Source organism: Streptomyces sp. NPDC017448, from assembly GCF_044330565.1.
GTDB lineage: Bacteria > Actinomycetota > Actinomycetes > Streptomycetales > Streptomycetaceae > Streptomyces.
This window is the reverse complement of sequence record NZ_JBIRLM010000003.1, coordinates 170,401-183,583: the sequence shown is the minus strand read 5'-3', so window position 1 is coordinate 183,583 and position 13,183 is coordinate 170,401. Positions and strand designations below refer to the sequence as shown.

The window sequence follows — 13,183 nt, the reverse complement described above, 5'->3', positions numbered from 1 at the left end:
ATGAGATTGACCGCCACAGAGGTTGGGTTCTTCGAGGACTATGAGGACGAAGAGACCCTTGAGGTGGGCGTTTCCGGGATGGATGAGTCCGGCGTCCCGAGATCGTTCTCGATTCAGCGATCCACGTACGAACCAGATGAGCAGGAAATCCAGTCTGGAATGGATTCCTACAACGTCTCCACTGAGCGAGGCTTCACCGTATACGGGTGCCTTCGAAGCGTGCGATTCTCCCATATGGTTCTCACTCTGGAATTCACCGCTGAGGACGCAGAGATTCTTGAGATCTCGACGACCGTTGAAGTGAACCTCAACGAAGCGCAGGTCGATGCGGAAAACTTCTCTCGGAAACTTCGCGAGATTGTGGACTGGGGCTCTCCTGGGAAGCGGCCGGATTTGATTGGGTTGGACGTTTAAGATCCGCCCGCCGGTATGCAGTCTGCGCTTATCGATGGGGCTCCGCCTCATCATTCCCGCATCGTGAATCCGGCATCCCTGCACATGGGAGGGCCCTCTCCACGCTTCTGCGTGGAGGGGGCCCTCGGGTCGTTTGACGGCCGTAGTTGACGACAACATCAGCAGGCGCGGGCACTCCAGGGATGCATTTTTTTCGCTGCCCCCCCGGGGGGAGATCCTTGCATAAACCATCCCGAAGGTATCTGTAAATTCTGCAGCGGATCGGCTTGTATGCGTCCTGGAAGCGCTCCGGTTCAACCCAGTGAGGATGTGCGGACCAGAGATGCGCGCATGGAGGGCACACAGTCAGGCTGGCAAATTCCTCTGACGTACACTTCGGCATCGTGAATGAACTTCTCTCCATCGATTCGGATAGCGTCGGACGCTTCCTCCAGCGGTGGTACGGCACCGCACGGAGCGTGAGCGATGTGCACCTCGAAGCCATCCCCTCTGCGCCTGCCGAACTGGTGGAGTGGCATACGGCAGCAGCTCTCGTCGGCGGTCCTGTGACGTTTCAGGACCGGCCCGTTACGCCTCAGGGCCTCGCACCGGACTCCTGCGGCATGCTCGAATTCTGGGCCGAAAACCAGAACGGCTGCTTCTGGGCCGTCGACCTCGCCATGGCACCGCCGCCGGCGGGATATGCCGCCCCGGCGAACAGCTGCGGAGGCTGACCTTTGCGGCTCCGTCCGATTCACTCATTACGCGGTACGCCTCTCGGTTCGGCCTTGGGATCTCGACGGAGGCCGGACCCGTTCCTGCGGAACTTCCGTATGAGCCGCCACCGTTCTGAACATCTCTGATAACGCCGGAGCGACATGAGATCGCCTCTCTTCAGCTCATCTCGGCCTTCGTTGAAGAGGCGGGGTTCGCTGTGACCGGGACGCGCCCTGACCCTTCGGTCCGGGGCGATACCCGAGTGAGCGGGGTCTCGGTCCGGCCGCCCTGCCCCGAAGCGTCCGAGACCATCGCTCCGGCATTCCTCGGGACTCCAACGGCCGCTCTCCCCGGCCCCACGGCGATAACACGGCAGGCCGGGATACGGTGTTGAGGGCGTCCTCACCAGATGCGGTGCCACAGCCTCGGGAGACCGTCCCGTCGACGGTCTTCCAGAGGCTGTTGTCACCTATCGGCATTCCGTTGGGCATCGAGCCGCTGCGGCAGACAGAGAGAAGTCGGTATGTTCGGCACCTTCGACCAGTTCTTCGCGCCGGGCCGGCGTCATGCCGAGGAGGAACGCCGTCGCCAGGAACTGACCGTCGAAGACATCGGCGATACCGACCCCGGGAAGGGCCCGATAGACCTGACCGGAGGCGTCGTCCTGATACGCCTGCCACCGGACCGCCCGGACCGCCCGGACCGCCCGGACAGCGCCGCACACGGCTGACCACGCCCTCGGCACTCGACAGGCCCGTTCCTCCGCCGACCGCGGAGGAACGGGCCTGTCTCGTACGCCCCGAGGGCTGCTACGCCTTGCGCTGCATGGAGCTGCGCGCCGGGTTGGCCTGTTCGGCGGCCTTGGGGTCCTTCTCGCCGGCCTTGGCGCGGACGCCCTGCTCGATGCGCTTGCCGACCGTGGCGTCGATGTTCGTCCAGTACTGGAACGCCCGCTGGAGGACCGGCTCGGTCACTCCGTTGAGGAGGTGGCCGACCACGTTGTCCACCAGCCGGTCGCGCGCCGCGTCGTCCATGACCTCGCGGACCAGGGTGCCCGCCTGGCCCCAGTCGTCGTCCTCCGCGTGGTCCACGTAGGCCGCCCGGGTGATGTCGCCGTCCGCGTACCAGCTCGGCGGGGTGCCGTAGCGCTCCGTGTCCGCCGCCGGGCCGCCCTTGGAGTTCGGGGCGTAGACCGGGTCGGTGGTCTTCCGGTACGCCATCGCCCCGTCCTTGGAGTACGTGTGCACCGGGACGACGGGGGCGTTGACGGGCAGCTGCTGGTAGTTGCCGCCGATGCGGTAGCGGTGCGAGTCCGCGTAGCTGAACAGCCGCGCCAGCAGCATCCGGTCCGGGCTCGGGCCGATGCCGGGGACCAGGTTGTTCGGCTGGAACGCCGCCTGCTCGATCTCGGCGTGGTTGTCGGTGGGGTTGCGGTCCAGCGTCATCCGGCCGACCTCGATCAGCGGGTAGTCGCCGTGCGGCCACACCTTGGTCAGGTCGAACGGGTTGAACCGGTAGTCCTTGGCGTCCTCGTACGGCATGATCTGGACCTTCAGCGTCCAGCTCGGGAAGTCGCCGTCCCGAATGTGCTCGAACAGGTCACGCGTGTGGTAGTCCGTGTCCGCGGCGGCCATCTGGTCGGCCTCGTGCTGCGTGAACGTCTCGATGCCCTGGTCGGTCTTGAAGTGGTACTTGACCCAGAACTTCTCGCCCTCGGCGTTGATCCACATGTACGTGTGCGAGGTGTAGCCGTTCATGTGGCGCCAGGTGCGCGGGATGCCCCGGTCGCCCATCAGCCAGGTGACCTGGTGGGCCGACTCCGGCGACAGGGTCCAGAAGTCCCACTGCATGTCGTGGTCGCGGAGGTTGTTGTCCGCGCGGCGCTTCTGGGACCGGATGAAGTGCTGGAACTTCATCGGGTCCTTCACGAAGAACACGGGGGTGTTGTTGCCCACCATGTCGTAGTTGCCTTCGCTGGTGTAGAACTTCACCGCGAAGCCGCGCGGGTCGCGCCAGGTGTCCGGGCTGCCCCGCTCCCCCGCCACGGTGGAGAACCGGACGACCAGGTCGGTCGTGGCGCCGGGCTGGAAGAGCGCCGCCTTCGTGTACCGGGACACGTCCGCGGTCACCTCGAACTTCCCGAACGCGCCGCTTCCCTTGGCGTGCGGCTGGCGTTCGGGGATGCGTTCGCGGTTGAACTGGGCCATCTGCTCGATGAGGTACGAGTCCTGGAGCAGGATCGGCCCGCCCGGGCCGACGGTGAGCGAATGCTCGTCGCTCTCCACCGGGGCGCCGGAGTCGGCGGTGGTCGGCTTGCGCGAGGTGTCGGTCATGTCGTCGTTTCCTCTGGTTCGTCTTCCCCCGATGTGTCGGGGGCTCCCCCTGCGACTGCCCTGCCGGCCCTCCGCCAAGGTAGGCAGACCCGGATGGATCGACCCGTCGGGACAGCGACCGCGCCGCCTCGGGGCCCTGAAGGCCGGGGCCCGGAAGATCAGGAGCCCAGGAGACCCGGGGCCCAGGAGACCCGGAGACCCGGGGGCCCGGAAGAGGGGCCGGGTCAGTGGGTGCGTCGACCCGCGATCATCCGGTAGATGAGCAGGACGATCACCGAGCCCACGATGGCGGCGATCCACGTCGACAGGCTGAAGAAGCCGTCGATCGAGTCCACGCCGAAGATCACCTTGCCGAGCCAGCCGCCCAGCAGACCGCCCACGATGCCGATGATGATCGTGATGATGCAGCCCCCGGGGTCCTTGCCGGGCATCAGCGCCTTGGCGATGAGCCCCGCGAACAGGCCGATGAGGATCCAGGCGATGATGCCCACGAAAATCTCCCTTTGCTTCTCCGACGCCCGGCACCCTCGTGGTGCCGGGATCTTTCGCGTATCCCCTTAACCGGAACTCACACATCCGTCGGACTCCGCCTTCACCCTGCGGCTTCCCCTTCGCCGGTCCGCGTTACGCCGTACAGGCCCTCGGCGACCGCGCCGCGCCACCCGGCGACCGAGCCGTACGGCCCCCGGCCGAGCGGGTTTCACGCCCGCCGGGCCGCCACCGCCAATCGGGTGTCCTCCGTGATCAGGTCGCCGTTGACCGCGGCCGCCGCCATGAGTCCGGCCGCCGCCGCGCCGATCACCTGTTCGGTGAGGCGGGTGACGTTTCCGGCCGCCCAGACGCCGGGGGCCTCCGTCGCGCCGGTCGGGTCGGTCGGGACGTACGTACCGATCACCGTCCCGGCCATCTCCTGCGCCACCGGCTCGACCCCCAGCGACTCCAGCACCGCCGACCGGGCCGTGAACCGGGCCTGCACCACCACCGCCTCGCGCGGGACCACCCGCCCGGACGCCAGCCGTACGCCGGTGAACCGGTCGTCCGCGATCTCCAGCCCCGCCACCTCGCCGTCCACGACCGCCACGCCCCGGGCCGCCAGCTCCTCGTACTCCTCCTCCGAGGGCTCGGGGCCGGTGTGGAGGAAGAGCGTCACGTCGTCGCTCCACTGCCGCCACATCAGCGCCTGGTGCACGGCGAGCGGGCCGGTGGCGAGCACACCGATCGGACGGTCCGCCACCTCGTGGCCGTGGCAGTAGGGGCAGTGCAGCACCTCGCGCCCCCACCGCTCCGCCAGCCCCGGCACGGGCGGCAGCTCGTCCACGAGCCCCGTCGTCACCAGCAGCCGCCGCGCCTCGACGCTCCGGCCGTCCTCCGTCACCACCCGGAAGCCCTGCGCCCCCGCGTCGGGCAGCCGCTCGGCCGAGGCCACCCGGCCCTCGACGATCTCCGCCCCGTACCCGGCGGCCTCGCTCCGGCCGATCGCCAGCAGCTCGCCGGGCGGGGTGGACTCGCGGCCCAGGTAGTTGTGCACGTGGGAGGCGGGGGCGTTCCGGGGCTCGCCCGCGTCGATCACCAGGACGGAGCGCCGGGCCCGCGCCAGGGCGAGCGCTCCGCTCAGGCCGGCCGCGCCGCCGCCCACGATCACCACGTCGTACCGCTGCTGCTTCATGTCGCTCCTCCTCCGTCACCGGGCTGCGGAACGTCTCCGCCGCCTCCGTTCGATGACGAGAGTGCGCCCATGAGGCCGAAACGACAAACATCCTTGCGGAAACAGCAAGTCATACGATGCTGAACTCGCACCACACGGTCTTGCCGGGGTTCCGCTCCTCGACCCCCCACGTGTCCGCCAGCGCCGCGACCAGCAGCAGCCCGCGCCCGCCCTCGTCGTCCGGCCCCGGCGGGTCCTGCGCCGGACGCACCTCTCCGTCTCCGCTGTCGTGCAGTTCGAGGCGGATGGTGCCCTCCACCCGCTCCAGGTGGATGTGGACCTTGAAGCCGCGCCCCGGCGGCACCCCGTACCGGAGCGCGTTGGTCGCCAGCTCGGTCACGCAGAGCAGCACGTCGTCGGCCCGCTGCTCGCACTCCCACTCGACCAGCGCCTTGCGCGCGAACCTGCGTACGACGGGGATCGACCTGCGCTCACGGCAGTAGAAGGCGGCGCGGAAGTAGGAGAGTTGGGTTGTCTCGTTCATGTCCCCACGCTCACACGGTGTAACTACCCTTCAGCAGAGCGTCGGGGCGTACAAAAGCTTTTGTACGGGTTCTGACGGGTGGACAGACGGGCCAATTGGGGGATAGCCAGGTCATGCAACCGGGAACGCACAGCATCAGGCGAGTTACTTCGTGGCAGTTGATCGGCGCGCAGCTGCGCCACTTCCGCAAGCTCGCCGGGCTGACACAGGCCGCCCTCGCCGCACAACTAGGGGTTGGCGAGGACACGATCGCCTCGATCGAGCAGGGACGGCGGGCACTCCAATTGGACTTGGCCCTTCAACTCGATGAACTACTGGAGACCAAAGGGGCGCTCAAGGTCGCCGTGGAGCGGGTGCCGAAGAAGGAGCGGTATCAGGCACTGGTCAAGGACTTCGTGCAGTACGAGCAGGGCTCGGTGAGCCTGCTCTCGTATGAATCCCAGCTCATCCCGGGGCTGCTACAGACCGATACCTACGCGCGGCTGGCGTTCTCCAGCCACTACCCGCCGCTGGAAGAGGAGGAGATCGAGAAGCGGGTGACGACCCGACTCGATCGACAGAAGATCCTGGAGCGCAAGCCTCGCCCTATCCTCCACTTCATCCTGGAGGAGAGCATCTTGCAGGCGGAGTTGGGCGATCCTGAAGTCAGGCGCGAGCAGCTCCTCCATCTGCGACGCTGCATGGACCTACCCTTCGTCAGCATCCAGATCATGCCGCGGAAGACACCGCAGCACGCAGGGCTTGCGGGACCGCTGGTCCTTCTGGAGACCCCCGATCACGATCAGCTCGCGTACGTCGAGATGCATCTGCGAGCCGAGCTGTATGACGATCCGGCCGACGTCAGCGCTCTCATGCAGAAATATGGGATGCTGCGGACGCAGGCGCTGACCGCCGAGGAAAGCGCCCGGCTTCTGGACGCACTGCTCGCAGCCCTGCTTGGAGAGACATGAACCGCGCTGCCCTCCCCGTCTCCCGTCCCGCCGCCCTCCACTGGTTCAAGTCGAGCTACAGCAGCGATCAAGGCGGAAACTGCATCGAAGTCGCCTACCAGTGGCGCAAGTCCAGCTACAGCAACGGCAACGGCGGCGACTGCGTCGAGGTTGCCGCGCACCCCGCCGCCGTCCACGTCCGCGACTCCAAGGTGACCGAGGGCCCCGTCCTCACCGTCGCGCCCGCCGCCTGGAGCGCCTTCGTCGAGGGCAGCAGCGCCGCCCTCTGAGCCTGGTGACACCGCCCCGCGTCCGGGACCGCCAACGCGGCCGGAAGCGGGGCGGTTCACGTCTGCGGCGGCCGGATCAGTAGCGCACCCACAGCTCGTACACGCCCGGCTTGCCCGCGAACGGGTTGCAGATGAAGACGCGGCTCCAGAGAGCGTTGTCGGCGCCGGCGTTCCCGACCGCCTGGCACTCCGCCAGGCTGGCGTGGTGGCTGCGGAGGTAGAAGCCGGGGCCCGTGGCGGAGGCGGTCGAAGCGGTGCCGAGCAGCATCGCGCCGGCCGTCGCCACCGTCACCGCGAGCGCGGCGATACGTCTGTGCATGTCGGTAACTCCCTTTTCAGTCAACACACATGACTGTGCGTCAGTGAATGTGCAGAGCCGAACCGAACAGCGCGCGCCGCCAGGAGAAAGCTAGCGAGCGGAGCACGCCCGCACAATAGGTCTGGACCACTGAGGCGTCGCATATGCCCCTTGGCCGTAAACCTCTGCCGTGCCGCGTATTCCGCCGGGCCGGACCTGCCGACTCCGCGCGGTCAGCTCTCCAGCGACCGCTCCACCGGAATCCACAGCTCCGCCTCCGCCCGCTTCCCCTCCTCCATCAGCCGTACCTGCAGGATCTCGGGGCCGGGCCGGGAGGCGTACGGGTTCGACGGGAACCACTGGGTGAACACGTCCCGCCAGAGGTACTGGAGCGCCTGCGGGAACTCCCCTTCGCTCTGGAAGACCGCCCACGTCCCCGCCGGTACGGAGAGGACGTCCAGGTCCTCCGGAGGCTCCGCGCCGCTCACCACGCCGTGGTAGTAGTCGAGTTCGGTGCCCTCCGCGCGGCTCCGGTCGAGCTGGTCGCTCACCCCGAGGAGGCCCGCCGGCTCCTGGTCGGAGAGGGCCGCGATGCGGTCCAGCTCCTCCCGCCCGATCCCCCGGATGAACTCCGCGATGGCCGGATTCGGCCCCTCGTGGACGAGCGGGACGCGGGCCTTCTTCCCCACCACCCGGAAATCGTCCTTCTCCACCAGCTTGTACCGCATGGCCGTACTCCCTTCGACGACGAGTCGGAAGGTCAGCCGCTGCTGGGACCGCAGGACCGCGCCCGTGCGCCGCGCCTCGCCGGGGCCGATGCCGTGCACGGCCCGGAAGGCGCGGGCGAAGCCCTCCCCGCTGTCGTACCCGTACCGCACCGCCACGTCCAGCAGCGTCCGGTCGGGGGCGGCGAGGACCTCGGCTCCCGCGACCGTCATGCGGCGGCGACGGACGTACTCCGCCAGCGGGAGCCCCGCCAGCGCGGAGAACATCCGGCGGAAGTGGTGCTCCGAGGTCATCGCGATGCGGGCGAGGTCCGCCGCGTCGATGCGCTCACCGAGGTGGGCCTCGATGTGGTCCATCGCGTCGTTCAGCCGTTCCAGCAACTCCTGGTCCCTTCCCTTGCCCGTTCACCGTAGGAAGGGACCAGGGTGCCGGACCCGACCGTTCCGGGCCCGGAACGGTCGGGGACGCGGCGCGCGGAGACGCGGACCCGCTTACGGGGCCCAGGGGCCGATCATGTCCTTCATCGCGTCGGTCAGCGCCATCTGGAGCAACGGGCCGTAGGTGATCCGGCCGACGCCGAGGCGGCGGAACCGCTCCAGGTCGTGGTGGACCGGGTGGGCCGTGGAGTTGACGGGAACGGAGACGGCGGCCGTCACCGCCGTGAGCAGCTCGTCGTTGTCCTGGATCTTCACCGGGTAGACGCTGTCCGCCCCGGCCTGCTCCAGGGCCAGCAGGCGTTCGATCGCCTCGTCGAGGACGGCGGCGGGGTCCTGCGCGTGGGCGAAGAGGTCGGTGCGCCCGTTGATCCAGACCGGGACGCCCGCGTCGTCGGCCGCCGCGCGCAGGCCCGCGATGTAGGCGGCGTGCTCCTGCGTGGTGCGTACGCGTCCACCCTCGGAGTGAACGGTGTCCTCGACGTTGAGGCCGACACCGCCGGCCTCGACGAGACCGGCGATCAGGTCGGCGGGCTTCTGTCCGTACCCCGCCTCCAGGTCCACGGAGACGGGGATGTCGACGGCGGCGGTGATCGGCCGGACGGCGGCCAGCACCTCCTCGAAGGTCTGGCCCTCCTGGTCCTGGGCCCCCCGGGAGGTCGCGAGGGGGTGGCTGCCGATCGTCAGGGCGGGGAACCCGGCGGCGGCCGCCGTCCGCGCGGACCAGGCGTCCCAGACGGTCGGAAGTACGAGCGGCTTGTGGTCGGCGTGCAGTTTCCGGAGGCGCTGAGCGCGCTCGACTGCGGTACGGGAGTCCATGCCGAGGACGCTACCCCCGGATCGGCCGGAACAACGCGGGGACGGCAGAACGGCCTGAGCACCGCATCGGAGCGTACGGAACCCAATGCGCTCGACCGGCCCCGGGAACGCGGACGGGGGCGGCCTTTCGGCCGCCCCCGTCGCTTCCCAGCCGGTTCAGCTGAGCTTGGCGCCTTCCACGGTGCTGGTGACCGTCCCGGCAGTGGAGGTGGTGGCCCCCGCCGCCCCCTCGACCAGCTTGCCGAGGTCGCCGACGTCGTCCAGCGCCCCCAGGGAGACGGCCGGTTCGGCGGCGTGGGCGGCGTCGCCGCCGCCCGGGTGCGGGGCGATGGCGGCGATGACCGCTCCGGTGGCGAGGGTGACGGCGGCGAGTACGCTTCGCTTCTTCATGCCGGGTTCAACGGCCCGGACCCCGCAAAGGGCACGCTCTGTCCGCGCACCGCCGTCGCGCAGCCGCGTCGCGGGACGCCGTCGCGGGGCTCCGTCGCAGGTCACCGTGGGGGGAGGCGGCGTCGGGGCGGTACAGCGCGCTGCTTAGTCTGGGCCCATGGTGGTCTACGTCCCGGCGGCGCTCCTCTTCCTCGTCTTCTGCGTGAGCGTGCTGCGCGAGCGCCGTAAGTTCAGCAATGCCGTCGTCCTCGGGCTGGCCGTGCTCTGCGCGGCGGCCGGTCTGCTGTACCGCCTGGTCGCCTCCGGCTCCGCCTCTACGCCCCTCGTGCTCTGGTCGCTGCTCGGCCTGGGGGCGGTGGCCGTGCTCGTGCTGACGTGCTTCCTCTTCCTCAACGGCGTACGCATGGTGCGCAAGGAGGGCAGGAGCCCGTCCAACCTGCTTTCCCTGCTGGCGGCCCTGGCGATCCTCGCCGTCATCGCGCTGCTGGCCACCGCCGCCACCGTGCGGACGCCGCTCCTGATCGGTGCGGCGACGGCGGCGGGCGGGCTGGCGCTGTACTTCTCGTTCCTGTTCCTGTGCTTCGTCTGCTACGCGTTCCTGTACGGGCGGCTGCGGGTGCGCCGCAAGGCCGACTTCGTGGTGGTGCTGGGCTCCGGGCTGATCAACGGCTCCACCGTGCCGCCGCTGCTGGCGAGCCGGCTGGAGCGGGCGCGCGAGGTCCACGCGCGGCTCTCCCGGCGCGGTGGAAGCCCCGTGCTCCTCACCTCGGGCGGGCAGGGGCCCGACGAGGATCTGCCGGAGTCCCACGCCATGGCCGACCACCTGATCGCGCAGGGCTTTCCGGCCCACCTCGTCGAGCGGGAGGACCGGTCGAGGAACACCGAGGAGAACCTGCGGTTCAGCAAGGCGATCATGGAGGAGGCCAAGCCCGACTACCGGTGCGTCGTCGTCACGAACAACTACCACGCCTTCCGCGCCGCGCTCACCGCACGGCGGGTCCGCATCCGGGGGCAGGTGGTGGGCTCGCCCACGGCCGCGTACTTCTGGCCCAACGCCACGCTCCGCGAGTTCACCGCCGTCCTCGTGGACCACCGGCGCAGCAACGCGGTGATGTGCGTGCTGATCGTCCTCGGCGGAGTGGCCGCCTGGTGGGCCACCTGGCGGTAACGGCCCCGCACCGCCTCACCGCTTGCGCATTTTCCGACCACAACTCCCCCACATACGAATAAGGTTGATCACGCTCGCATCGCAGATGTGCGACATCGGTCAACTGACAAGGGGGGTCAGGTGTCCCGACACCTGTACGTGAACAGCAGCGCCCGCAGCCGGAGTGCCGGCCGGGCCGCGGGAGCGGCGGCGGTCGCGGTGGCGCTGGCGGCGGGGCTCGCCACGGCGCTGCCGGCCACCGCGCACGCCGAGGGGAAGGCGCAGGCGGCGGAGGTGCTGATACCCGCGCCGGACGCCTTCGGCGAGGGGCCGGAGAAGATCCTGGCCACCGGCAGGTACGGGGCGCTGCACCGCGAGGGCGGCGGCGACTACCTCTGGACCAACTCGTACAACAGCCGCACCAAGGTGGTCCCCGAGCTGGCGGGCGTGCCCGAGGAGCAGCTGGTGGGGGGCCACGACGAGCACAACCGGGCGATCTACACCCGGCCGCGGGCGGACGGCGGGACGGACATCGTCCGGATCGGCATCGAGGACCCGGCCTTCACCAGCACCTCCACGGTGCCCGCCCGGTACCTCAACCTCCGCTTCGCGGGCGGCTGGACGATCGCCACCGTCGACAAGGGCGACGGGACGTACGAGATGCGGGTGCCGCGCGGAGGCGACCCGGCGGCGGACCCCCTCGTGCGGCTGCCCGCCGGGGCCACCACCGACGCCCGGCCCGTGGTGCTCGGCGCCCAGGGCAGCGAGGTCCTGATCGGCTACCGCCTCGCGGACGGCTCGCCGGGCTACGGCATCCTGACCGCGTACGACGGCCGGGTGAAGCCGCTGCCCGTGACCGGCGACGCGAGCAGCTTCCGCATCACCCAGATGACCGTCAGCTGGTTCTCGCGCGACGGCAGCGGCGGCCAGGGGGTCCGGATCCTGCCGCGCAGCGGCACGGGCACGCCCCAGATCGTTCCGCTCGCCACGCAGTCCCCGGAGAGCGAGGTCACCGCGTTCGTGGTGGAGGACAACATCGTCTGGCACGAGGGGCTCGGCGGCCCGCTGCGCCTGACGCCCGTCACCGGTGCGGACACCGAGCGCACGCTCCTGCCCACGGTGGAGTTCGCCCAGCTCCGGGCCGAGGGTTACGGAGGCGTCCTGGCGCTGGGCAAGGACGCCGACGGCAGGCGGGCCATCCGCTCGTTCCACCAGGACGGCAGCGGGACCGTCTTCGACCTGGTGATGCGCGAGGTCCCGAAGGTCAAGACGGCGGACGGCGAGATCGGTGCGCTGACCCTGGACCGGGGGCGGCTGCGGTACGTCAACTCCCTGGTCGGGAAGGACACGTTGCACGGGACGGGCGTCGGGACCGGCCTCGACCCGGCGGAGGGCCCGCGGCTCGCCGACTTCCCCGGTCTCGCGGCGGGCCGGTTCGCCGACGGTACGGACGAGGGGCTGGCCCGGCTGGTCACCGACCCCGCCACCGGCAAGGACGCCCTGGTCACCGGCGACGACCCGGACCGGCCGTCCGAGGCCCTGGTCCTGCCGGGCACGGGCGGCCGCATCCTGGACGCGTCACCGGAGTTCGTGCTGTACGAGGCGGGCGGCCGGCAGTACGTCGTGGACACCGCCCGCGACGCCGTCGTCCGCGACCAGCCGGCGCAGGGCTCGGTGCTGGACGGGGACCGGCTGGTCAAGTCGGCCCCGAGCAAGCCAGGAGTCGTCAACGTGGTGGACCCGCGCACCGGCACGGTGACCGGGTCCCACGACATCGGCACCGACTGCGTTCCCCGTGAACTCCAGCGGAGCGGAACCCTGTTGTACTGGAGCTGCCCCGCCGTGGACGCGGCGGGCGTGTACGACACGGCGACCCACCGCGACTACCCCGCCCCGGCCACCGGGGTCCTGCTGGGCGACCGGTTCCTCGCCGCGCGCGAGGCGTCCGGCGATCTGCGCCTGACCGCGCTCCGGCCCGACGGCTCCACAGAGGAGCTGGGCGCCGTGACGGGTCTGAAGACGCCTGCTCAGGGCGACGGGCGCGGCACCACCTGGACCCTGGACGCGGGCGCGGGCAAGCTCGCCTGGGTCGGAGCCGACGACGCGGTCCACGTCACCGCCCCGCAGCAGGCCGTCTCCCCGCTGGCCGTCGCCCACTCCGCCGCCCCCGCCACCTCGACGGGCGCGTGGAAGGCCGCCTGGTGGCTGTCCAAGCCGGCCGCCTCCTGGAAGGTGACGCTGGTGCGCCGCTCGACCGGGGAGGCCGTCCGCACCTGGACGGGCGAGGAGACGCGCGGCACGGTCCGGGTCGCGTGGGACGGCACGACCGCTTCGGGCGACCCGGCCCCGGCGGGCGGGTACACCTGGCGGCTGACCGCCGCACCGGCGGACGGCTCGGGCGCGGACGCCACGGCGTCGGGCACGCTGCGGGTCACCACCGGCTGAGCGCGGGCCGCGCACCGGGGGCGCGGGCCGGGGGCGGACTCCCGGTCCGCCCCCGGCCGCCTGCGTCGAGCCC

At 70.3% G+C, this 13,183-nt stretch carries 15 protein-coding genes; 7 read left to right on the top strand and 8 right to left on the bottom strand.

The window, feature by feature from the left end; all coding sequences use genetic code 11:
- The 3 genes from ACH4K1_RS08110 to ACH4K1_RS08100 all read left to right on the top strand — a co-directional run bounded on the left by ACH4K1_RS08110 (window position 1) and on the right by ACH4K1_RS08100 (window position 1,840).
- Window positions 1-414, top strand: coding sequence for an Imm10 family immunity protein (locus ACH4K1_RS08110; RefSeq protein ID WP_398087697.1), 414 nt, complete (start codon window positions 1-3; stop codon window positions 412-414).
- Window positions 415-797: 383 nt separating this feature from the next.
- The gene (locus tag ACH4K1_RS08105) at window positions 798-1,127 is read left to right on the top strand and encodes a hypothetical protein (RefSeq protein ID WP_398087696.1); all 330 of its coding nucleotides are present in this window, start codon (window positions 798-800) and stop codon (window positions 1,125-1,127) included.
- Window positions 1,128-1,633: 506 nt separating this feature from the next.
- On the top strand, window positions 1,634-1,840 hold the full coding sequence (locus ACH4K1_RS08100; protein WP_398087695.1) for a DUF6191 domain-containing protein: 207 nt from the start codon (window positions 1,634-1,636) through the stop codon (window positions 1,838-1,840).
- Between the two features lie 79 nt (window positions 1,841-1,919).
- Here ACH4K1_RS08100 and ACH4K1_RS08095 read toward each other — a convergent pair whose 3' ends face one another.
- The 4 genes from ACH4K1_RS08095 to ACH4K1_RS08080 all read right to left on the bottom strand — a co-directional run bounded on the left by ACH4K1_RS08095 (window position 1,920) and on the right by ACH4K1_RS08080 (window position 5,632).
- Window positions 1,920-3,443, bottom strand: coding sequence for a catalase (locus tag ACH4K1_RS08095; protein ID WP_398087693.1), 1,524 nt, complete (start codon window positions 3,441-3,443; stop codon window positions 1,920-1,922).
- Between the two features lie 224 nt (window positions 3,444-3,667).
- Window positions 3,668-3,934 carry a GlsB/YeaQ/YmgE family stress response membrane protein gene (locus ACH4K1_RS08090; protein ID WP_398087692.1) on the bottom strand — a complete coding sequence of 89 codons (267 nt, stop codon included), beginning with the start codon at window positions 3,932-3,934 and terminating at the stop codon, window positions 3,668-3,670.
- Between the two features lie 209 nt (window positions 3,935-4,143).
- On the bottom strand, window positions 4,144-5,109 hold the full coding sequence (locus ACH4K1_RS08085) for an NAD(P)/FAD-dependent oxidoreductase (RefSeq protein ID WP_398087691.1): 966 nt from the start codon (window positions 5,107-5,109) through the stop codon (window positions 4,144-4,146).
- Between the two features lie 109 nt (window positions 5,110-5,218).
- Window positions 5,219-5,632 (bottom strand): ATP-binding protein, encoded by a 414-nt coding sequence (locus tag ACH4K1_RS08080; RefSeq protein ID WP_398087690.1) that lies wholly within the window; start codon window positions 5,630-5,632, stop codon window positions 5,219-5,221.
- 158 nt (window positions 5,633-5,790) lie between these two features.
- On the opposite strand from ACH4K1_RS08080, the gene ACH4K1_RS08075 reads away from it, so the two are divergent.
- Both ACH4K1_RS08075 and ACH4K1_RS08070 read left to right on the top strand, forming a co-directional pair.
- Window positions 5,791-6,582, top strand: a complete 792-nt coding sequence (locus ACH4K1_RS08075; protein WP_398087688.1) for a Scr1 family TA system antitoxin-like transcriptional regulator — start codon at window positions 5,791-5,793, stop codon at window positions 6,580-6,582.
- Complete coding sequence (locus ACH4K1_RS08070; RefSeq protein ID WP_398087686.1) at window positions 6,579-6,851, top strand: DUF397 domain-containing protein; 273 nt, start codon at window positions 6,579-6,581, stop codon at window positions 6,849-6,851. The genes ACH4K1_RS08075 and ACH4K1_RS08070 overlap by 4 nt, the downstream gene beginning before the upstream one ends.
- Window positions 6,852-6,927: 76 nt before the next feature.
- Here the strand turns inward: ACH4K1_RS08070 and ACH4K1_RS08065 are convergent, their stop codons facing one another.
- The 4 genes from ACH4K1_RS08065 to ACH4K1_RS08050 all read right to left on the bottom strand — a co-directional run bounded on the left by ACH4K1_RS08065 (window position 6,928) and on the right by ACH4K1_RS08050 (window position 9,518).
- Window positions 6,928-7,170 carry a hypothetical protein gene (locus ACH4K1_RS08065; protein ID WP_042496022.1) on the bottom strand — a complete coding sequence of 81 codons (243 nt, stop codon included), beginning with the start codon at window positions 7,168-7,170 and terminating at the stop codon, window positions 6,928-6,930.
- A gap of 212 nt (window positions 7,171-7,382) precedes the next feature.
- Complete coding sequence (locus tag ACH4K1_RS08060) at window positions 7,383-8,255, bottom strand: GyrI-like domain-containing protein (RefSeq protein WP_398087684.1); 873 nt, start codon at window positions 8,253-8,255, stop codon at window positions 7,383-7,385.
- A 111-nt stretch (window positions 8,256-8,366) separates the two neighbouring features.
- Entirely contained in the window at window positions 8,367-9,128 is a 762-nt protein-coding gene (locus ACH4K1_RS08055; protein ID WP_398087682.1) for an isocitrate lyase/phosphoenolpyruvate mutase family protein, read from the bottom strand.
- A 156-nt stretch (window positions 9,129-9,284) separates the two neighbouring features.
- On the bottom strand, window positions 9,285-9,518 hold the full coding sequence (locus ACH4K1_RS08050; protein ID WP_398087680.1) for a hypothetical protein: 234 nt from the start codon (window positions 9,516-9,518) through the stop codon (window positions 9,285-9,287).
- A 157-nt stretch (window positions 9,519-9,675) separates the two neighbouring features.
- Between ACH4K1_RS08050 and ACH4K1_RS08045 the strand changes: the two genes are divergently transcribed.
- Window positions 9,676-10,686 carry a YdcF family protein gene (locus tag ACH4K1_RS08045; RefSeq protein WP_398087679.1) on the top strand — a complete coding sequence of 337 codons (1,011 nt, stop codon included), beginning with the start codon at window positions 9,676-9,678 and terminating at the stop codon, window positions 10,684-10,686.
- A 120-nt stretch (window positions 10,687-10,806) separates the two neighbouring features.
- Window positions 10,807-13,110, top strand: a complete 2,304-nt coding sequence (locus ACH4K1_RS08040; RefSeq protein ID WP_398087678.1) for a FlgD immunoglobulin-like domain containing protein — start codon at window positions 10,807-10,809, stop codon at window positions 13,108-13,110.
- The last annotated feature ends 73 nt before the right edge of the window (window positions 13,111-13,183 follow it).

What these genes read in the sequence shown, in the direction of transcription:
- ACH4K1_RS08095 (WP_398087693.1), bottom strand. Translation starts at nt 3,443, where the DNA reads ATGACCGACACCTCGCGCAAGCCGACCACCGCCGACTCCGGCGCCCCG.
- ACH4K1_RS08045 (WP_398087679.1), top strand. Translation starts at nt 9,676, where the DNA reads ATGGTGGTCTACGTCCCGGCGGCGCTCCTCTTCCTCGTCTTCTGCGTG.
- ACH4K1_RS08085 (WP_398087691.1), bottom strand. Translation starts at nt 5,109, where the DNA reads ATGAAGCAGCAGCGGTACGACGTGGTGATCGTGGGCGGCGGCGCGGCC.
- ACH4K1_RS08070 (WP_398087686.1), top strand. Translation starts at nt 6,579, where the DNA reads ATGAACCGCGCTGCCCTCCCCGTCTCCCGTCCCGCCGCCCTCCACTGG.
- ACH4K1_RS08050 (WP_398087680.1), bottom strand. Translation starts at nt 9,518, where the DNA reads ATGAAGAAGCGAAGCGTACTCGCCGCCGTCACCCTCGCCACCGGAGCG.
- ACH4K1_RS08065 (WP_042496022.1), bottom strand. Translation starts at nt 7,170, where the DNA reads ATGCACAGACGTATCGCCGCGCTCGCGGTGACGGTGGCGACGGCCGGC.
- ACH4K1_RS08080 (WP_398087690.1), bottom strand. Translation starts at nt 5,632, where the DNA reads ATGAACGAGACAACCCAACTCTCCTACTTCCGCGCCGCCTTCTACTGC.
- ACH4K1_RS08110 (WP_398087697.1), top strand. Translation starts at nt 1, where the DNA reads ATGAGATTGACCGCCACAGAGGTTGGGTTCTTCGAGGACTATGAGGAC.
- ACH4K1_RS08100 (WP_398087695.1), top strand. Translation starts at nt 1,634, where the DNA reads ATGTTCGGCACCTTCGACCAGTTCTTCGCGCCGGGCCGGCGTCATGCC.
- ACH4K1_RS08055 (WP_398087682.1), bottom strand. Translation starts at nt 9,128, where the DNA reads ATGGACTCCCGTACCGCAGTCGAGCGCGCTCAGCGCCTCCGGAAACTG.